This is a genomic window from Actinoallomurus iriomotensis, from assembly GCF_030269445.1.
GTDB lineage: Bacteria > Actinomycetota > Actinomycetes > Streptosporangiales > Streptosporangiaceae > Actinoallomurus > Actinoallomurus iriomotensis.
In genome coordinates this window covers 422453-441325 of the sequence record NZ_BSTJ01000005.1, presented here as the reverse complement: position 1 = coordinate 441325, position 18873 = coordinate 422453, and the positions used below count along the sequence as shown (strand labels likewise).

Genomic DNA, 18873 nt, shown 5'->3' with positions numbered 1-18873 from the left:
CACGCTACCTTTAGGTGCCTGCTACAAGGTTGGGTGCGTTCGTGCTGTCGTCATGCCCGCGAAACGGTGGAGAAGATGTCTGAAGTCGAAGGCCGCGAGGAAACGGAGACCGAGGGGACCGAGGAGGAGCCCCAGCAGGACGCCCGGCCGAAGGTGACGATGCCGCAGGCCCGGGACATCAGCCGTAGCGAGTTCACTCCGCACGCGCTCGGTTCCAAGAACCGCTCGGCGCCGCGCAAGGGGACGCGCAAGGCCGCCAAGCGGCGTCAGATCATCTACTCGGTGGCGGGCGCGGTCGTGGTGCTGGCGCTCATCGGCGCGGGCATCTGGTGGGAGACGAGGCCGGCGCCGTCGGTGAAGTTCAAGGGCGCGTTCGGCAAGGCGCCGTCGGTGTCGGTGCCCAAGGCCAAGCCGGCGGTCAAGCAGAGCGTCAAGGAGCTGATCCACGGCTCCGGGCCGAAGATCAGCACCAACGACTTCGTCGTCGCGCACCTGGTGGCCTACCAGTGGGCGGCCAAGCCCCAGAAGACCCATGAGCCGCTGCTGGACACCTTCAAGCAGAACAAGCCGGCCGCGAACACAGCGAGCCAGCTGACCGGGCTGCCGGCGCTGGACAAGGAGATCGTGGGCCGTACGCCGGGCACGCGGCTGGAGCTGACCCTGCCGTACAAGGTGGTCGGCGACCAGGTCGCGCAGGCGCTGAAGCTGGGTGCCGGCGATGACCTGGTGCTGTCGGTCGACGTGCTGAAGGCCTACGGCAAGACGGCGTCGGTGCAGGGCACGCAGCAGAAGATCGACGCGAAGTTCCCGCAGGTCACGCCGGGCGCGCCGGGCCAGGCGCCGACGGTGAAGATCCCGTCGGGTTCGGCGCCGAAGAAGCTGGAGGTCCAGACGCTGATCGAGGGCACCGGCAAGGCGGTCGCCAAGGGTCAGACGCTGGTCGGTCAGTACGACGGTGTGCTGTGGCGCACCGGCAAGGAGTTCGACTCCAGCTACAAGCACGGCGCTCCGGCCGGATTCCCGATCGGCGTCGGGCAGGTGATCCCGGGCTGGGACAAGGCGCTGGTGGGCAAGAAGATCGGCAGCCGGATGCTGGTGATCGTCCCGCCGAAGGAGGGCTACGGCTCGACCGGGTCGCCACAGGCGGGCATCAAGGGCACCGACACCCTCGTGTTCGTTGTCGATATTCTCGACGCGATCTGATCACCCGGTCGCTGGAGGTCGGCGTATGCGGCGTGCCGCCCCGTGGGTCGTGCTGGCCCTCCTCGCCTCGTGCGTTGTCGCGTGCAGCGGTGGAGGGCCGCCCGACGGGGTGAAGGTGGCCGGAGCGGTCGGCCGGCAGCCGGCGGTGACGATCCCGGGGTCGGCGCCCGGCGGCAAGCTGGGCGTCAAGACCCTGCATTCGGGCAAGGGCGCCAAGGTGGCGGCCGGCGACCTGGTCGCGGCGAACTACGTCGGGTACCGCTGGAACGGCGGTGACCACAAGCTGATCGCCAGCAGTTACGACTCGGGCCGCCCGGCGATGTTCCCGTACGGGCACCTGGTGCCGGGGCTGAACCGGGCGCTGGCCGGGCAGCGCCCGGGCGGCCGGGTGGTGGCGGTGATCCCGCCGGGACAGGGGTACGGCTCGCAGGGCTACGCGGCGCTGCAGATCGGCGGAAACGACTCGCTGGTGTTCGTGCTGGACGTGCTGGCCGTCTACCCCAACGGCGCGTCCGCGCACGGCACGCCGGAGCAGCAGACCGAGGCGGGCCTGCCGCGGGTGACGACGGGCGCGGTGCCGTCGATGACGATTCCGTCGGCGCGCCCGCCGGCGAAGCTGACCGTGCGCACGATCGTGCGGGGCACGGGCCGGCCGGTGGAGGCCAAGCAGGTCGTGGTCTATCACGATCTGGGCCAGATCTGGCGTGGCCGCAAGACGTTCGAGTCCTCGCGCGGCCGTGGCCATCCGGACTCGGTGGTGGTCGGCGCCCGGCAGATGATCGACGGGTGGGACCGCGCGGTCGTCGGCAAACCGGTGGGCAGCCGGGTGCTGGTGGTGGTGCCGCCGAGCGCGGGGTACGGCGCGAAGGGTCATTCGGCGTCGGGTATCACGCGCAGCGACACGCTGGCGTTCGTGATCGACATCATCGCCGCGTACTGACCCGCGGCGCGCTCCCTGCCGCGCTTCCTGCTGCGCTTCCTACAATCGGGCGCGTGAGCGATGTGGAGGCCATCACGGCCCTGGGTGATCCGGTACGGCGGCGGGTGTACGACTACGTGGTCGCCCAGGATCACGAGGTGGGGCGGGCCGAGGCCGCCGACGCGGCCGGGATCCAGCGGACGCTGGCGGCGTTCCATCTCGACCGGCTGGCCGACGCGGGCCTGCTCGACGTGGTGTTCCGCCGTCCGCCCGGCCGGTCCGGCCCGGGGGCGGGCCGGCCCGCCAAGCTCTACCGGCGCTCCGCGGTCGATCACGTCGTGAGCCTGCCGCCGCGTGACTACGGCACGCCGGCGGCGCTGCTCGCGGAGGTCGTGGAGTCGCTGGGGGCCGAGGGCGACCTGGAGCGGGTGGCGCGGCGTCACGGCCGTACGGCGGGGGAGTCGGCGGAGGGCGGCGTCGAGGAGGTGCTGGCCCGGCAGGGCTACGAGCCGTACCGGGCGGATGGCGCGGCCGGGGTGGTCCGGATGCGCAACTGCCCGTTCCACGCGGTGGCCCGGGAGTTCCCGCCGCTGGTCTGCGGCATGAACCTCGCCCTGGTGGAAGGCCTGCTCGAAGGCATGGGGGAGACGGAGCTGCGGGCACGGATGCGGGCACGGCCGGGGGAGTGCTGTGTGGAGATCACTTCTAAAAATAATGATGATTGACAATAGAGCGCCGCAGATGATCTGCTGTCGCCCATGACGGATCATCACCTCGCACAGCTCAACGTCGGACGCCTGCGTCATCCCCTCGACACCGCTGAGGCGGCCGGCTTCGTGACCGGCCTCGAGCCGATCAACGCCCTGGCCGACAACTCACCGGGCTTCGTGTGGCGCCTAGTCGACGAGGAGGGCCGAGACGCGACGGCGATCCGCCCGTACGGCGACGACATGATCGTCAACCTGTCGGTGTGGGAGTCGTTCCAGGCCCTGTGGGACTTCACGTACCGCTCGGACCACCTGGAGTACATCCGGCGCCGCCGCGAGTGGTTCACGCGGATGGCGGAGCCGTTCACGGTGCTGTGGTGGGTACCGGCGGGCCACCTGCCGTCGGTGGAGGAGGCCCTGTCCCGCCTGACCCGCCTGCGCGAGGCGGGCCCGGCCCCGGAGGCCTTCACCTTCCGCCACCGGTACGAGCCGGACGGCGCCCTCGCCGCTACGGGATCTGCGACGTGAACCCACCGGCGCTCGACCGCCGGCGGGGAGCCCCTGACTCGCCTGTGCGACGTGGCCCGGCCTCAGGGACGTGCACCCTTCGCCGCCACGTGATCTACAACGTAAAGGCGCCGGGCCGGGCCCATTCGCCCGATCCGGCAAGGTCCCGGCCGGACGTTCGAGGCCGGTCGGCTCAGCCGAGCAGGGCGGCGGCGTGGCGTCCGGCGGCGGCGGCGGTCAGGAAGCCGGCGAGGTCCTCATCCAGCCCCCGGCCCATCGTCGACAGGCGTACCGGCGACGCGCGCAGCGCCTCCTCCAGCCCGTCGACCGGCACGCTGACCAGCTCATGGCGTTCGCCGAGCGGTGCGGCGTCGGCGGCCACGCGCGCGCCGAACTCGCCCGGCAGCTCCGGCACCACCACCTGGGCCCGTGTGAGCGCCACCCGGCCGTAGGCGGTCAGGCTGTGGTGGGAGACCCCCTGGTGGCGTTCGCGGGCGTCGGCCTCGCTGACCCGCAACGAGGCGATCGGCCGGCCGTCGAGCACGCCCGCGGCGTTCACCGCCTCGCCGGCCGACACGCCCGAGAATCCCCAGCGCGTGCCGGTGCCGAGGTTGCCCGGTCCCTGCGCGACGACCGCGACCTCCGCCTCCAGCACGAGGCGTGCGGCCAGCAGCCCGGTGTGCAGGGTCACCGCCTCCAGGTCGCCGCCGAAGGCCTGCCCGGTGGTGACGACCGCGGCCAGGGCTCCGGCCTCGCGCAGGGCCGCGGCCGCGCGGGAGAACCACGACGGCAGCGCGCCGCCGTCCGGCATCACGTAGACGACACGCGTGCCCGGCCGGTCGCGGTGCAGACCCGCGACGATCGCCGGCAGCGCCGAGTGCAGGTCGGCGACGATCACCGGCATCCCGTCGACCGAGTCGGCCTCGCGGAGCAGCTCGTGGTGCGGGGAGTCCTGCTCGTCGGCGCCGAGCACGGTCGCCTGCAGCGGCGTGTAGCGGGCCTTGACGAGATGGCCCGGGCCCGAGGGATCTGGCGGAAAACGGTCCGGTAGGGCCACCACCATGGCGTACCCTCCGGTGCCAAGCCCCATGGCGAGCGCCGTAGTGTTGAGCAGCACCGCGTCGCCCACCTGGGGCGATCCCACCAGTGCCGGGTAGGCCAGCGCGCGGGCCGCGCCGTCGTGGTCGATCTCCACGTCGAGTTCCACCGCGCCGGGCCACTCCCGGCGTATGTTGACAACCGTGCCTTTGCGCCATCGGATCACCCGCCAACGGTAGCGTCGGAGGCCACGGGGACGGGTCCAAAGGAGTGCCGATGTCGCGCCGCAAGACCGAGCGGTTGCTCAATCTCGTGGTGTGCCTGCTGGCCACCCGCAGATATCTCACCGCGGAGCAGATCCGCCAGGCCGTGCCGGGCTATCCCGACGGCTCCGAGGCGTTCAAGCGCATGTTCGAACGCGACAAGGAGGAGCTGCGAGAGCTCGGCGTCCCGCTGGAGACCGGCAGCGAGGGCGAGGAGGACACCGGCTACCGCATCCAGCGCCAGGCGTACGAGCTGCCGGAGATCCAGCTGGAGCCCGACGAGGCCGCGGTGCTGGGCCTGGCCGCGCGGGTGTGGCAGCGCGCCAGCCTCGCCGAGGCGGCCTCCGGGGCGCTGCTGAAGCTGCGCGCCGCCGGCGTGGACACCGCCGAGGCCGCCTCTCTGGGCATCGAGCCGCGGGTCGACACGCACGAGCCGGCGTTCCCCGCTCTGTGGCGCGCCGTACGGGACCGCCGGCCGGTCGCCTTCGACTACCAGGGGATCGGGCGCAGCGCGCCACAGCGGCGTCACCTGGAGCCGTGGGGAGTGGTGAGCCGCCGCGGCCGCTGGTACGTCGCGGGTCACGACCGTGACCGCGGGCAGGTGCGGGTGTTCCGCCTCAGCCGCATCCTCGGCGTCGTCTCCGGCGACGGGTCGGCCGGCGAGGTCGTGGTGCCGGACGGCGTCGACGTCCGGGAGATCGTGGCCGCCAGCAGCACTCCGGCACCGGACCGCCGCAGCGCCACGGTGCGGCTGCGTCAGGGTGCCGCCCACGGCATCCGCCGGTGGGCCGCGGACGTACGGCCCGACGAGGGCGAGTGGGACCGCGCCGAACTGGGCTTCGCCGACGTCGACCGGCTCGTGGACTACCTGGCCGGGTTCGCCGACGACGTGGTCGTCATCGGCCCGCCCGACGTACGCGACGCGATGATTCAGCACCTTAAGGCGGTTTTGGCATGAGCGAACGCGGTGAGCGAATCGAGAACACGGCGTTCTGGACCGCTCCTCCGACGAAGGAGGGCTCATGAGCTCCGCGGATCGTCTTACGCGTCTGCTCGCGCTCGTCCCGTACGTCGTCTCGCGCAGCTCGGTCAGCGTCGCCGAGGCCGCCGCGGCGTTCGAGGTCAGCGAGAAGCAGCTCATCGACGACCTGAACCTCTTGTGGTGCGTCGAGCTGCGCGCGCCCGACCCGTACTGCCCCATCGACCTGTCCTACGAGGGCGGTGAGATCGTCGTCAGCGAGGCCGAGTCGATCAGCCGCCCGCTGCGGCTCGACGTGGACGAGGCCGCGGCGCTGCTCATCGCGCTGCGCACGCTCGCCGAGATCCCCGAGCACGGCGACGCGCTCAGCCGCGTCATCGCCAAGCTGGAGGTCGCCGCCGGCAACGCCGCGCAGCCGAGCAGCCAGGTGTCGGTGCAGGTGGAGGTGCGCCCGGACATCCTCCTCCAGGTGCGCGCCGGGCTAGACGAGGGCCGCCGGCTGCGGATGACCTACTACGTGCCGGGGCGCGACGAGAACACCGAACGCGACGTCGACCCCATGCGCCTGCTCCTGGTGGACGGCTGGTCCTACCTGGAGGGCTGGTGCCGCCGGGCCGAGGCGGTGCGCCTGTTCCGGCTCGACCGCATCGTCGAGCTGGAGGTCCTCGACGTCGCCGCGCGGATCCCGGAGGAGGCCGAGCCGGTCGACGTCGACCGCGGCCTGTTCCGGCCGTCACCCGACGACACCAAGGTGATCATCGAGCTGACGCCGTCCGGGCGCTGGGTCGCCGACCACTACCCCTGCGAGAGCGTCACCGAGCTGGGGGAGGGCCGGCTGCGCGTCGAGCTGCGCACTCGCGACACGCGGTGGGTCCGCCGCCTGGCGCTGCGGCTGGCCGGCGACGGCGCCATCGTCGCCCCCGCCGACCTGGCCGAGAGCGTCCGTGACGACGCCGAACGCGCCCTCGATCAGTACGCCTGACCGGGCCTGCCCGGGACTCGCCGCGGGCGGGGCCCGCTACGGGGCGTGTAGTCTCGGGCCCGTGCCGTGGGTGATGTTGTTCATCGGACTGACCTTCGCCGGGCTGGTCGTGATCGCCGTCTGCGCGATCAAGGTTTTCCTCGCCGTTCGCGATCTCGGCCGTGAAATCCAGCACACCAGGGGGCGTCTCGCGCCAAAACATTCGGCGCTGCGCACCGCGGCGCGCCGTTTGGAAGAAACGGGGTAGTGAGCCACCCGGCCGGACGGCGTACGATCAGGGGAGAACCGGCCACTGCTGAAGAGGACTGTCATGGATCTTGGCCCGTGGGAGATCGCGATCATCGCGGTCGTCATTCTGGTGCTGTTCGGCTCGGCGAAGTTGCCTCAGGCGGCGCGTTCGCTCGGGCGTTCGATGCGCATCTTCAAGTCCGAGACCAAGGGTCTGATCGGCGACGATGACGAGAAGCAGAACACGTCGCAGGACGCTCGCTCGGAGGCCGCGCGGTTGCGTGCCGAGGCCGCGCGTCTCGAGGCGCAGGCCGGTCCGCAGGAGCTGAAGGCCCCGGCGGACGACGCCGTGAGAGAAGGCGTTCCGGTACGCCAGACGGAGCACGGCAAGTAATCCTGACGAGCCGGAGCACACAATCACATGTCGGCGATGAAGTCCCTGCGGCGTGCCTCCCGAACGCCGAACCCGGATGGGCGCATGCCGCTCATGGAGCACATCCGTGAGCTGCGCAACCGGATCCTCAAGGCGCTACTCGGGATCGTCGCGGGGGGCATCGTCGGCTGGATCTTCTACGATCCGATCTGGCGGGTCCTCCAGCATCCGTACTGCAAGATCCCGCAGGCCCACCGCCTCAACGGGCAGTGCGCGCTGACCACGACCGGGATCCTCGACCCGTTCGTGCTGCGGATCAAGATCTGCCTGATCATCGGATTGGTGCTCGCCTCGCCGATCTGGCTCTACCAGCTCTGGGCGTTCGTGGCACCCGGGCTCTACCAGCGGGAGCGGCGCTGGACGTACGTCTTCATGGGCGGAGCGATCCCGCTGTTCGCGGCGGGCGCGTTCCTGGCCTACGAGACGCTCGACAAGGGCCTGGGCATCCTGCTCGGCTTCACGCCGGACCACGTCGTCCCGATCGTGACGATCACCAGCTATCTCGGCTACGCCGTCGCGATGCTGCTGATCTTCGGGGCGACGTTCGAACTGCCCCTGTTCGTCGTCATCCTGAACTTCGCGGGTGTGCTGACGCACGCGCGGATCAAGAAGTGGCGGCGCACTCTCGTCTTCGGCATCTTCGTGTTCGCCGCGGTCGCCACGCCGAGCCAGGACCCGTTCACGATGCTGGCGCTGGCCCTGCCGACCGTCGTGCTGTTCGAGGTCGCCGAGGTGATCGCCTACGTCCACGACCGGCGCAAGGCCGCCCGGCCCGACCCGTACGCCCACCTGTCCGACGACGAGGCCTCCCCGCTGGACATGAGCGACCTGGACGAGGTGGAGGACCTGGAGGACACCCCGCGCTCCTAGGGCGCGCATCGGGTTGCCGCCGCTTGATTGTCTAGCGATGCTAGGATCGAGTCGTGTCGGTACAGGAACGTAAGGAGCGCGAACGGGCGGCCCGCGAACGCCTCATCCTGGCGACGGCCCGCGAGATCGCCGAGCAACAGGGCTGGGACGCGGTCACCACCCGCCGGCTGGCCGAGCGCATCGAATACAGCCAGCCCGTCCTCTACAGCCATTTCCGCGGTAAGCGGGAGATCATCGGCGCCGTCGCCCTCGAAGGCGCCACCGAGATGGCCGCGACGCTGCGGGCCGCGGCCGCCGCCGCGGACGGACCTCGCGCCCGGGTCACCGCCCTCGCCCGCGCCTACCTCGAATTCGCCGCACGCAACCCGGCGGTCTACGACGCCATCTTTCAGCTCGACGGCGGCCTGGCCTTCGCGCACGAGGACACCCCGCAACCGCTGAAGGACGCCTTCGCCGCCCTGCTGGAAAGCCTCGGCGAGGTCGCCGGGGACGGCGTCCACCCGGGGCTGTTCACCGAGTTGTTCTGGGCGGGCCTGCACGGGCTGGCCACCCTGACCCGGGCGGGACGGCTGCCGCCGCAGGACACCGAGCCGAGGGTGGAGTTGCTGGTGGACCGGCTCGCCGTACTCTGAGGCACCGTCCCGACGCGCACACGGCCGGGGCCCGCGGGCCCCGCTGCCCGTCCGCGGCATCGCTTCCGGTCACTCGCGCCCACACGGCGTAGCCGCAGATCGCCGGGCCCTCCCCAGACGGACACCCGCCCGGAAGCCGCATGCTCATCGATCACGGCCCGACACGCGCCCCAGCCCGGAGGCTGATGATCGTCGGGGCGTGCCGCGTCCCACCCCCGGCTTTCCGTAGGCTTGGACCATGACCACCCCCGCGGAGCGCTATGCCGCGAGCCGTCGGCGTATGGCGGGCTACACGCCGGCGCTGACGGACTTCCAGAGCCTCTACGACTTCGACCTCGACTTCTTCCAGGTCGACGCGTGCCGTGCGCTGGAGAACGGCCATGGCGTCCTCGTCGCCGCCCCGACCGGGTCCGGTAAGACCGTCGTCGGAGAGTTCGCCGTCCACCTGGCCCTGGCCAACGGGCAGAAGTGCTTCTACACCACGCCAATCAAGGCGCTGTCGAACCAGAAGTACGCCGACCTGGTGCGCCGCTACGGCACCGATAAGGTCGGCCTGCTCACCGGCGACAACACCATCAACGGGGAGGCCCCGATCGTCGTCATGACGACCGAGGTGCTCCGCAACATGCTCTACGCCTCCTCCCCGACGCTGTCGGGGCTCGCCTACGTCGTCATGGACGAGGTGCACTACCTGGCCGACCGGTTCCGCGGCGCGGTCTGGGAAGAAGTGATCATCCACCTGCCCGACTCCGTGCGCCTCGCGGCCCTGTCGGCGACGGTGAGCAACGCCGAGGAGTTCGGCGAGTGGCTCCAGGAGGTGCGCGGCGACACCACCGTGATCGTCGACGAGCACCGGCCGGTGCCGCTGTGGCAGCACATGCTGGCCGGCAACCGGCTGTACGACCTGTTCGTCGATGACGAACACACCAAGGTCAACCCGGCGCTGCGCCGCTTCGCGCTGGACGACCTGCGGCGCACGAAGGTCAACCAGGGACGCCGCAGCGGCCGTCGCCGGGAGGCACGCCCGCAGCGGTTCCGGCCGCCGGCCCGCTCGGACGTGATCGACCGCCTCGACCGGGCCGGGCTGCTGCCCGCGATCACCTTCATCTTCAGCCGCGCGGGCTGCGACGCCGCCGTCGAGCAGTGCATGTACGCCGGGTTGCGGCTGACCTCCATGGAAGAGGCCGAGGAGATCCGGGCCCACGTCGAGGAACGCGTCGCCGACATCCCGCGGGAGGACCTGGACGTCCTCGGCTACCGCACCTGGCTGGCCGCCCTCGAACGCGGCCTGGCCGCCCACCACGCCGGGATGCTGCCGACGTTCAAGGAGATCGTCGAGGAGCTGTTCACCGAGGGGCTCATCAAGGCGGTCTTCGCCACCGAGACGCTCGCGCTCGGCATCAACATGCCGGCCCGCACGGTCGTCATCGAACGCCTCGTCAAGTGGAACGGCGAGACGCACGCCGACCTGACGCCGGGAGAGTACACCCAGCTCACCGGCCGGGCGGGGCGGCGCGGCATCGACGTCGAAGGGCACGCCGTCGTGCTGTGGACCCCCGGCGTGGACCCCGGCTCGGTGGCCGGCCTGGCCGGCACCCGCACCTACCCGCTCAACTCCAGCTTCCGCCCGTCGTACAACATGGCCGTCAACCTCGTCGGCCAGTTCGGCCGTGAGCGGGCCCGTACGCTCCTGGAGGAGTCCTTCGCACAGTTCCAGGCCGACCGGGCCGTCGTGGGCCTCGCACGGCAGCTACGGCGCAACGAGGAGGCACTGGAGGGCTACCTGGAGGCCGCCACGTGCCATCTCGGCGACTTCATGGAGTACGCCCGGCTGCGGCGGCGGCTGTCGGACCGGGAGAAGGAGATCGCGCGGGCGCGGTCGGGCGCGCAGCGTGCCGATGCGGCGCGGTCCCTGGAGCGGCTGCGGCCCGGCGACGTCATCGTCGTGCCGAACGGCCGGTGGGCCGGGTTCGCGCTCGTGCTCGAACCCGGTGCCGCCAAGCGCGTCGACGACCCGTCACCGCTCGTGCTGACCGTCAACCGGCAGGTCAAGCAGCTGGCGCTGATGGACTTCCGCGGCCCGGTCGAGCCGGTTGAGCGGGTCCGCATCCCCGCGTCGTTCAGCCGCAAGTCGCCCCAGCACCGCCGTGACCTGGCCTCCACGCTGCGCACCAAGACCGCCGGGCTCGACGCGCCGCGCCCGGCCAGGCGGCCCGAGCCGGCCGGTGAGGACCCGGAGATCAAGGAGTTGCGCCGGCGGCTGCGCGAACACCCCTGTCACGGCTGCGCCGAGCGCGAGGACCACGCCCGGTGGGCCGAACGCTACTTCCGGCTCGAACGCGAGACCGCCGACCTGCGCCGCCGCGTCGAGGGCCGCTCCCAGGTGATCGCCCGGACGTTCGACCGGGTGTGCGCGGTCCTTCAGCAGCTCGGCTACCTGGAGGACGAACGCGTCACCGACGCCGGACGGCGGCTGGGCCGTCTCTACAGCGAGTCGGACCTGCTCACCGCCGAATGCCTGCGCGAGAACGTCTGGGAGGGCCTGGACGCCGCCGAGCTCGCCGCGACTGTGTCCGCGCTCGTCTACGAGTCCCGCACCGACGACCCCAAGGCCCCGCGGATCCCGGCCGGCCCGGTCGGCGAGGCGCTGGCGAACATGGTGAGCCTGGCAGAGGACCTCCGCGAAGTCGAACGCGACCACCGCGTGGCGTTCCTGCGCGACCCGGACATGGGCTTCGTGTGGGCCGCCTACCGGTGGGCCCGCGGCCATCAGCTCGACGCGGTGCTCAGCGAGACGGACCTGACCGCGGGTGACTTCGTCCGCTGGGTGAAGCAACTGCTCGACCTGCTGGGCCAGATCGCCGAGGCGGCCCCGCGCGACAGCGGCATCCGAGGGACGGCGGGCAAGGCGATGGACGCGATGCGCCGCGGCGTCGTCGCCTACTCCTCCGTCGCCTGACCGCCCCGCGGGCGCCGTCCGCCGCTCAGAACTCGTCCTCGGCCTCGGCGACCTCGCGCAGGGCGCCGGGGTTCAGGATGAGGATCCGCATGCGCTGGGTGACGACCACGCCGTCCTTGCGCCACACCGTCAGGGCGCGGGCGACCGTCTCGCGGGCCCGGCCGATCATCGTGGCCAGCTCGTGCTGGGTCAGCGGCAGCGGCAGCGCCACGGCGCCGTCCGGGCCCGGCACGCCGTAGCGCTCGGCCAGGTCGAGCAGCAGCAGCGCGAGCAGCTTCGGGCCGCTCGTGCCGACCTGGGAGGTCATGCGGCGGTCGGCGTCGTCCATGCGGCCGACCATCACACGCGCCAGCACCTGCGCGGCGTGCGCGTGGCCGTTGAGGAAGTTCGCGAACTGCTCGGCCGGGACCGCGAGCGCACGGACCCGGTTGAGGGCCTTGACGTTCGCCGAGCGCGGCCGTCCGTTCAGCCAGCCGCTCTCGCCGATCGTGTCGGCCGGTCCGCGGATCGCCAGCATGACCTCGTGCCCGTCGGCCCGCCCGGCCGTCACCTTGACCCACCCGTCCAAGATGACCAGGACGTGGTCGGGGTCGGCGCCCTGACTGCACAAGAGCGTGCCGGCGGCATACTCACGAGTCCGACCGGCCGCGCGCAACGCGGTCCGTTCGGACTCGTTCAGTGCCTGCCAAAAACCTTGTCTGTTCGCGAGGGTCTCCTGCACCAGGTTCCCGTCTGCCCGTCCCGGCAGAGGTTCGCTATTGAACCTCATTTCTTACAGTGGACCTAATGAAGGGGAACGCTGTCTAGAGGCCGGCACCCGATGCATGGGGAGTGGGGCGGTTTTTCCATGACCCGGATGCCGGCCGGTCTGTGATGGCCTAATGGCCAAGGGCCATCGCCTCCGCCGCGACGCTCCAGCCGAGCACGCCGATGCCCGCGGCGTACGCCCACGTCAGCGCCTGCTGCGTGAGCGTCTCGCGATGGCGTACGGCGGCGGTCAGCCGTTGCAGCTGCAGCACGGCCGGGGCGCACAGCTCCGGCGCGTCGCCCGGGATCTCGGCGATGAAGCGATAGAACCGCTCCTGCGCGAACGACATGAGGAGGTTCGCGCGGAGGAGGAGGGCGACGGTCACCGTCCCGGCGGCGAGCACCGGCGCCAGCGCCAGGAGGAGGACGCCGCCGTACGGGGCCCCGCTCGCCGCCCGGATCGTGTCGGCCTGCACGACCAGGCCCATGGCGCCCGTCGCGACGATCCATCCCGCGAGGGCGGTGGCGTGGTTGGAGCGTCGCACCATCCCGAACATCGCGCTCACGCCGCCGAACGCCGCTCCGTCATCCCCGGGGGACGGCGGAGTTCGCCTGCTGAGGATCGTCGTCATGGCCGCCTCTCAGTGATCCCCGTCGCGCAACTTTCACTGCGCCTCTCAGTGAAATGAAAACTCCGCGCGGTCGGAAACACTGCGCCATATGACGCAATCAGCGCATTAGTCGTCCGACGTTTTCACGGCGGCCAGCAATCGGTTGACCGGACCTTCGAGGCTCCACCGGTCCGTGAGCTCCACCAGGCGTTCCGGTGAGCGCGGCGTGCGCGGCACCCGCGCGTCGATGTCCGGAATGGGGATATCGGTGACCACCCGTACGACCATTTCCGCGGAACGGAGGTAGTCGCGCGCCTTCTCCAGCTTCAGGCGGCTACCCGCCGGAAAACCGGACGTTTCGCCCATATCGAGCGCCTTTTCGATGCCCTCCAGCGAACCGAATCTCGTGATCAACGCGGCGGCCGTCTTGTCGCCGACGCCGGGCACGCCCGGCAGCCCGTCGCTGGGGTCGCCGCGCAGCGTCGCGAAGTCGGCGTAGGCCCGCCCCGGCACGCCGTACTTGGCGGTGACCTCGGCCTCGCCGACGACCTGCAGCGCCTTGATGCCGCGCGCGGTGTAGAGCACGCGCACCGGCTTGTCGTCGCGGACCAGCTGGAACAGGTCGCGGTCGCCGGTCACGACGTCCACCTCGCCCGGCTCGGCGGTGGCGAGCGTGCCGATGACGTCGTCGGCCTCGTACCCCGCGGCGCCCACCTTGGCGATGCCGAACGCCTCGAGCACCTCCTCGATGACCGGGACCTGCGCGCCGAGCGCGGGCGGCGTCTGGTCGCCGCCGTCGGGCCCGACCCGGTGCAGCTTGTACGACGGCAGGGCATCGACCCGGAACCGCGGACGCCAGTCGGCGTCCATGCAGGCCACCACCGAGTGCGGCGACCGATCCCGGACGAGCCGGGCGATCATGTCGAGCAGCCCGCGGATCGCGTTGACGGGCGTGCCGTCGGAATTGGTCACCGACTCCGGTACGCCGTAGAAGGCGCGGAAGTACAGCGACGGCGTGTCAAGCAGCATGAGTCCACCCACGCCTCCATCTTGGCAGCCTCCACCGACAGGAGCGGCCGGGTCAGTCGACCCGGTCGAGCTGCGGCTCGGGCACGCCGACCGAACGGGCGTACGCCGCCACCTCGGCCCGCCGGGCCCCGTCCCCGCGTGGATAGCGGAAGACGCGCCCGGCGAAGACGACGAACGCCTCCGCCGCGGTGTTGAAGTCGGCGTACCAGCCGCCCGCCGGCTCCAGGCACGCGGCGAGCGCCTCGGCGAGGCGCCCGGCGTCGTCCTCGGGCGCCGCGAACTCCAGAATGGTCCACCGGAGCGACTGCCCGGACTCCGGCTCCGGGGCCGGGCCCCGCTCGATCCTCCTCACCTGGAGGGGGACGCCGCTCAGCACGCCGCCCTCCCGCGGGCTCTCCGCGACCAGCACGCCCGTCAGCATCCGTTCCACGCGATCCATGATGCCCGCGGCCTCCGGCGGACCGTCAGCGCCCGGACGCCCTCGCGTCGTCGAGGAACGGCGCCAGTAGCTCGGCGGTGACCGTGCGCAGCCGGTCGCGCAGCGCGGGGTCGTAGGTCCCCTCGTGGGCACGGGCCTCGTCCACGCCGTCGAAGTAGCGTCCGCCGGTCGCGCCGGCCGGCCCCGTCGCGAGGTTCATCACCGCCCGCACGCCGCCGGCGATCGTCGACATCGGCGGCATCATCGACTCCCGGACCATGCGGGTGTTCATCATCGACGCCGGGTGCAGGCAGGTGACGGCGACCGGACGCCCGGCGAGCTCCTCGGCGACGGAGAAGGTGAACGCGGCGAGCGCGAACTTCCTGCGGAAGTACGCCTGCGCACCCGAGTAGTGCCTCTCCAGCCCCAGGTCGGTCAGGTCGACCGGTGCCTGCCCGACCGAGCCGACGTTGACGACCCGTGCGGGCGCGCCCGCCTCGAGCGCGGGCAACAGCCGCCGGGTGAGCAGTACCGGCGCGAGGTAGTTGACCGCGAACCGCAGTTCGTGGCCGTCCTCGCTGAGCCTCCTGCGGCGGTACGGCGGCCGGCCGGCGCCCACGCCGGCGTTGTTGACCAACAGCCCGATCGCGCCGTGCCCGGCGGTCACCCGGTCGGCCAGCTCACGGACCCGCTCGAGCGAGCTCAGGTCGGCGAGACAGACCTCGGCGCTGCCGCCGGAACCGGTGATCCGGTCCACCACGGCGGTCGCCCGCTCGGCGTCGCGGCCGTGCACCAGCACGTGCCGGCCCTCCTCGGCCAGCGCGGTGGCCACGGCCTTGCCCAGGCCGGAGGTCGCGCCCGTGACCAGGGCGATGTTCGTCATCTGTGCTCCCTTGGCTTCCTCGGTCCGCGGCGGCCCGGTCAGGCCGCCGTGGCCTTGCCGAGCCCGAGCATCCGGACCACCACCCGGTCACGGAGCCGGAACGGCAGCCGGGCCAGGATCAGCGCGGGCCGTACGTCGGAGCCGGCCGCGTACCGGGGTCGGGGGCGGCTCGCCTCCAGCGCCCGGACGATCGTGTGGGCGACCCGGTCCGGCTTGGCGCCCCGCATCCGGGCGACGGCGGCGTCCACGGCCTCGATCCGCCGCCGGTACAGCGCCAGGCGCGCCGGGTCGGCCGCGGCGAGGGCGGTCTCGGCGGCCGCGTTCGCCTTGGCGAAGATGCCGGTCTCCACCGAACCCGGCACAACGGTGATCACCGCGACGCCCTGCGCGGCGAGCTCGATCCGCGCGGCGTCGGACAGGGCGTCCAGCGCGGCCTTGCTCGCCGAGATGGGACCGGCGAACGGCATCGCGAGCCTCGCCGTCGGCGCGCTGATGTTGATCAGACGGCCGCCTCCCGTACGGAGCAGCGGCGCGAACGCGCGGGTGACCTCGGCGGGCCCGAAGACGTTGACGGCGAACTGCCGGTGCAGCTCCTCGGCCGGCACCAGCTCCAGCGGGCCCTGGACGATGACGCCGGCGTTGTTGACCACACCGGCCAGGCCCTCACCGTCCTGCAGCCGCGTGACCTCGCCGGCCGCGGCCGCGACGCTGCCGGGATCGGTGACGTCGATCCGCACCTGCTCGACGCCGGCCAGGTCGCGCAGGTGCGGAGCCTCGGCGCGGACGCCGGCGTAGATCCGGTACCCGCGCTCGGAGAGGGCTTCGGCCGTGGCGGTGCCGATGCCGCCGGCCGCTCCCGTGACGAAGACGGCGCGCGTGTTCGTGCCCATGAACCACCTCACGTGTTCTTGGGTACATGTTCATACGGACATGTACTTAGGGACATGTGAATCATCGAGGTGGTCCAGGGGACATGTCAAGATGGAGCCCACGATCGAGTCCGGAGAGGGTGCCGTCTTGTCCCTGCGCCATGGATTGCTCGGGCTGCTCGCCGAAGGACCGGCCAGTGGGTACGACCTGGCCCGGCGCTTCGAGGAGGCCCTCGGCCCGGTGTGGCCGGCCCAGCACCCGAAGATCTACGCCGAGCTCTCGCGGCTCGCCGACGCCGGGATGATCGAGGTGGACAGCCGTGGCCCGCGGGGCCGGAAGGCGTACCGGATCACCGATGCCGGCCTGGCCGAGGTGCGCCGCTGGCTGGCCGAGGGCGACGTCGACCACACCCTGCGCAGCGAGTCGGTGCTGCGGTCGTTCTTCTTCTGGCTCATGGAGCCGGGCGAACTGCGCGAGCATCTGCGGCGCGAGCAGCGGTTCTTCGCCGAGACCGCCGCCCTGGCGCGGACGTACGCCGCGGCCAAGGACCGCGGTGACTTCGGCGACAGCATGCAGACCAAGTCCATGCGCGTCGCCCTGGAGGCGGCGATCCAGATGTACCAGGCGCTGGCCGACTGGGCCGATTGGGCCCAGACCGTGCCCCCGGCGATCGCGAACGGCGACCGGCCCGGCGAGGCGACCGACGCCGCTTCGGCGCCCCCCGGCCCGGAGGACTCGGCCGCGGCCGGTTGACGTCCCGCCGTCCTGTCACAGGAGACGGGCCGTGGCCGCGACCGTACGGGCGGCCCGCCCGGAGTCAGTCGATCTGGATGGCGACCACGCAGGTGTCGTCGTTGGGGTTCGGGGCGCCGAAGGCGTCCAGGACGTGGTCCAGCACGCCCTCCGGGTCGCGGGAGCCGGTGGTGGACGCCGCGTGGACCAGCAGGTCCAGGCCCTCCTGCAGGCAGCGCTCGCGGCGTTCGATGAGGCCGTCGGTGTAGAGCAGCAGCAGGTCCCCGGGCTCGAGCGAGGTCGTCTCCACCGCGAACTCCGGTTCGTGCATCGCGCCGAGCAGGATGCCCTCCGGCGGGTCGAGGGTGACGGCCTTGCCCTCGCGGATGAGCACGGGCGGCAGATGGCCCGCCTGGGCCCAGGTGAGGGTGCGCTCGTCCGGGTCGTACCGGCCCGCCATCACGGTGGCGGTCAGGGACGTCGGCCAGTGCAGCGCCAGCCGGTTGAGCCAGCCCAGCAGCCGGTCCGGTGACGCGCCGGAGAACGCCAGGCCGCTCAGGCCGTTGCGCAGCCGGGCCATCGCCGCGGCGGCGTTCAGGCCGTGCCCGGACACGTCGCCGATGGCGAGGAAGACGCCCTCGCCGTCGATGGCCGTCGTCTCGTACCAGTCGCCGCCGACCCGCGCCGAGTGGCCCGCCGGCAGGTAGCGCACGGCCGCGCGCAGACCCGGCTTTTCGACGATGCCCTCGGGCAGCGGCAGGATCGACCGCTGCATCTCGATCGCCTGGTGACGCTCGGCGGCGATGAGGCGGCGCTCCAGCTGCACGCGGGAGGCCTTCAGCGCCCGCTCGCCGGACCGCCAGCGGGTGACGTCCTGGCACACGCACCGGACGGCGGCGGGCACGCCGTAGGAGTCGAGGACCGGCTCGCCCATGAGCCGTACGTCGCGGGTCTCCTCACCGCGCAGCACGCGGATCTCGTTGTCGACCTTCTCGGTGCCGTCGAGCAGCGTGCGGACCAGGTGGACGACCAGCGGCACGTCACCGGGAACGACCCGCTCGGCCAGGCGTTCGAGGGGCAGCGGGCCCTCGGCCGGGTCGCGGCCGAAGATGCGGTAGAGCTGGTCGGACCACAGGATCCGGCCACCGGTCAGGTCCCACAGCCCCCAGCCGAGGTTGCCGATGCGCTGGGTCTGCTCGAGCTGCGCCGCGAGGTCGCCGGCGGCCGGCGGCGCGGGGCCGGGCGACGGCGTCACGCGTGGCCGTGAGCCGGCGCGCAGCCGGGCGGCGAGATCGGCGTCCGCCGGGCCGGAGGCCGGCAGGCCGGGAGAGGGCGCGTCCTCGCCGCCGGGCTCGGGAGTGAGGAGTAACCGGGCGGCGACGTCGGGGGAGACACCGCTGTCGTGCGCGATCTCCAGGAGATGGGCGTGGGCCGCGGCGACGCCGCAGCGGAGACGCTCGGCGAGCAGACCCTTCGCCTGTTCGAGGATGGCCGTGCGGCGGGCGACGGCGTGCGTCTGCTCGAGCTCGGCCCGAAGCCGGTCGACGGTGTCCGCCAGAGTGGCGGCACGCTCGACCCCGGAGCCGTCGTGGTCGTGAGGGATGCCCATGTGACCGCTTTCGAGGTGATCGTCTGCGCCCGGACGGACACTCACAGTAGTGGCTCCGGGGCGGCGGAAGGGGGACCGAACCTGGTTTCCGGGGTCGTGGCGGATACGAAGCGGGATCCGGCGACGCGCTCATCGCGTGAGCCGTGCACCATATCCTAGCGATTCACACGCTCCGCGATGAAGCGATCGCGCACAGCGATACCACACGATCATCTCCTACGCCCGAGGTCACCGGCATCCGCGATCACCCGCCG

General features: G+C 72.0%; 20 protein-coding genes. 12 read left to right on the top strand and 8 right to left on the bottom strand.

The features are described from left to right. Positions 1-75 precede the first annotated feature (75 nt). The 4 genes from QSK37_RS22940 to QSK37_RS22925 are packed head-to-tail and all read left to right on the top strand — an operon-like array spanning position 76 to position 3357. Positions 76-1203, top strand: a complete 1128-nt coding sequence (locus QSK37_RS22940) for an FKBP-type peptidyl-prolyl cis-trans isomerase (protein WP_285624625.1) — start codon at positions 76-78, stop codon at positions 1201-1203. A 25-nt stretch (positions 1204-1228) separates the two neighbouring features. Continuing rightward, entirely contained in the window at positions 1229-2143 is a 915-nt protein-coding gene (locus tag QSK37_RS22935; protein ID WP_285624623.1) for an FKBP-type peptidyl-prolyl cis-trans isomerase, read from the top strand. Between the two features lie 53 nt (positions 2144-2196). Further along, the gene (locus QSK37_RS22930; protein ID WP_285624621.1) at positions 2197-2847 is read left to right on the top strand and encodes a helix-turn-helix transcriptional regulator; all 651 of its coding nucleotides are present in this window, start codon (positions 2197-2199) and stop codon (positions 2845-2847) included. A gap of 33 nt (positions 2848-2880) precedes the next feature. Next, complete coding sequence (locus QSK37_RS22925; protein WP_285624619.1) at positions 2881-3357, top strand: DUF3291 domain-containing protein; 477 nt, start codon at positions 2881-2883, stop codon at positions 3355-3357. Between the two features lie 172 nt (positions 3358-3529). Here QSK37_RS22925 and QSK37_RS22920 read toward each other — a convergent pair whose 3' ends face one another. Beyond that, entirely contained in the window at positions 3530-4600 is a 1071-nt protein-coding gene (locus tag QSK37_RS22920) for a DUF3866 family protein (protein WP_285624617.1), read from the bottom strand. Positions 4601-4650: 50 nt separating this feature from the next. Here QSK37_RS22920 and QSK37_RS22915 point away from each other — a divergent pair, with 50 nt between their 5' ends. From QSK37_RS22915 to QSK37_RS22885, 7 genes are all read left to right on the top strand, one after another. Next, positions 4651-5595: a helix-turn-helix transcriptional regulator gene (locus tag QSK37_RS22915; RefSeq protein WP_285583191.1), complete on the top strand. Its 945-nt coding sequence runs from the start codon at positions 4651-4653 to the stop codon at positions 5593-5595. 64 nt (positions 5596-5659) lie between these two features. Then, on the top strand, positions 5660-6598 hold the full coding sequence (locus QSK37_RS22910; protein WP_285624615.1) for a WYL domain-containing transcriptional regulator: 939 nt from the start codon (positions 5660-5662) through the stop codon (positions 6596-6598). 61 nt (positions 6599-6659) lie between these two features. Further along, positions 6660-6845 (top strand): hypothetical protein, encoded by a 186-nt coding sequence (locus QSK37_RS22905; protein WP_285583187.1) that lies wholly within the window; start codon positions 6660-6662, stop codon positions 6843-6845. Between the two features lie 63 nt (positions 6846-6908). Beyond that, on the top strand, positions 6909-7220 hold the full coding sequence (gene tatA / locus QSK37_RS22900; RefSeq protein WP_285624612.1) for a Sec-independent protein translocase subunit TatA: 312 nt from the start codon (positions 6909-6911) through the stop codon (positions 7218-7220). 84 nt (positions 7221-7304) lie between these two features. Further along, positions 7305-8129, top strand: coding sequence for a twin-arginine translocase subunit TatC (tatC, locus tag QSK37_RS22895; RefSeq protein ID WP_285624609.1), 825 nt, complete (start codon positions 7305-7307; stop codon positions 8127-8129). A 53-nt stretch (positions 8130-8182) separates the two neighbouring features. Beyond that, entirely contained in the window at positions 8183-8761 is a 579-nt protein-coding gene (locus QSK37_RS22890) for a TetR/AcrR family transcriptional regulator (protein ID WP_285624607.1), read from the top strand. Between the two features lie 238 nt (positions 8762-8999). Continuing rightward, entirely contained in the window at positions 9000-11720 is a 2721-nt protein-coding gene (locus tag QSK37_RS22885; protein ID WP_285624605.1) for a DEAD/DEAH box helicase, read from the top strand. Positions 11721-11745: 25 nt separating this feature from the next. Here the strand turns inward: QSK37_RS22885 and QSK37_RS22880 are convergent, their stop codons facing one another. The 6 genes from QSK37_RS22880 to QSK37_RS22855 all read right to left on the bottom strand — a co-directional run bounded on the left by QSK37_RS22880 (position 11746) and on the right by QSK37_RS22855 (position 16298). Beyond that, the gene (locus QSK37_RS22880; RefSeq protein WP_285583178.1) at positions 11746-12489 is read right to left on the bottom strand and encodes a Crp/Fnr family transcriptional regulator; all 744 of its coding nucleotides are present in this window, start codon (positions 12487-12489) and stop codon (positions 11746-11748) included. A gap of 109 nt (positions 12490-12598) precedes the next feature. After that, positions 12599-13099, bottom strand: a complete 501-nt coding sequence (locus tag QSK37_RS22875) for a hypothetical protein (protein ID WP_285583175.1) — start codon at positions 13097-13099, stop codon at positions 12599-12601. Between the two features lie 105 nt (positions 13100-13204). Continuing rightward, the gene (locus QSK37_RS22870) at positions 13205-14107 is read right to left on the bottom strand and encodes a 5'-3' exonuclease (protein WP_285624603.1); all 903 of its coding nucleotides are present in this window, start codon (positions 14105-14107) and stop codon (positions 13205-13207) included. A 52-nt stretch (positions 14108-14159) separates the two neighbouring features. Beyond that, positions 14160-14537: a hypothetical protein gene (locus tag QSK37_RS22865; RefSeq protein ID WP_285624600.1), complete on the bottom strand. Its 378-nt coding sequence runs from the start codon at positions 14535-14537 to the stop codon at positions 14160-14162. Between the two features lie 34 nt (positions 14538-14571). Next, the gene (locus QSK37_RS22860) at positions 14572-15408 is read right to left on the bottom strand and encodes an SDR family NAD(P)-dependent oxidoreductase (RefSeq protein ID WP_285624598.1); all 837 of its coding nucleotides are present in this window, start codon (positions 15406-15408) and stop codon (positions 14572-14574) included. A gap of 38 nt (positions 15409-15446) precedes the next feature. After that, positions 15447-16298 carry an SDR family NAD(P)-dependent oxidoreductase gene (locus QSK37_RS22855; RefSeq protein WP_285624596.1) on the bottom strand — a complete coding sequence of 284 codons (852 nt, stop codon included), beginning with the start codon at positions 16296-16298 and terminating at the stop codon, positions 15447-15449. A 127-nt stretch (positions 16299-16425) separates the two neighbouring features. Here QSK37_RS22855 and QSK37_RS22850 point away from each other — a divergent pair, with 127 nt between their 5' ends. Next, entirely contained in the window at positions 16426-17031 is a 606-nt protein-coding gene (locus tag QSK37_RS22850) for a PadR family transcriptional regulator (protein ID WP_285624593.1), read from the top strand. 64 nt (positions 17032-17095) lie between these two features. Here the strand turns inward: QSK37_RS22850 and QSK37_RS22845 are convergent, their stop codons facing one another. Beyond that, complete coding sequence (locus QSK37_RS22845; RefSeq protein WP_285624590.1) at positions 17096-18619, bottom strand: SpoIIE family protein phosphatase; 1524 nt, start codon at positions 18617-18619, stop codon at positions 17096-17098. Positions 18620-18873 lie beyond the last annotated feature (254 nt).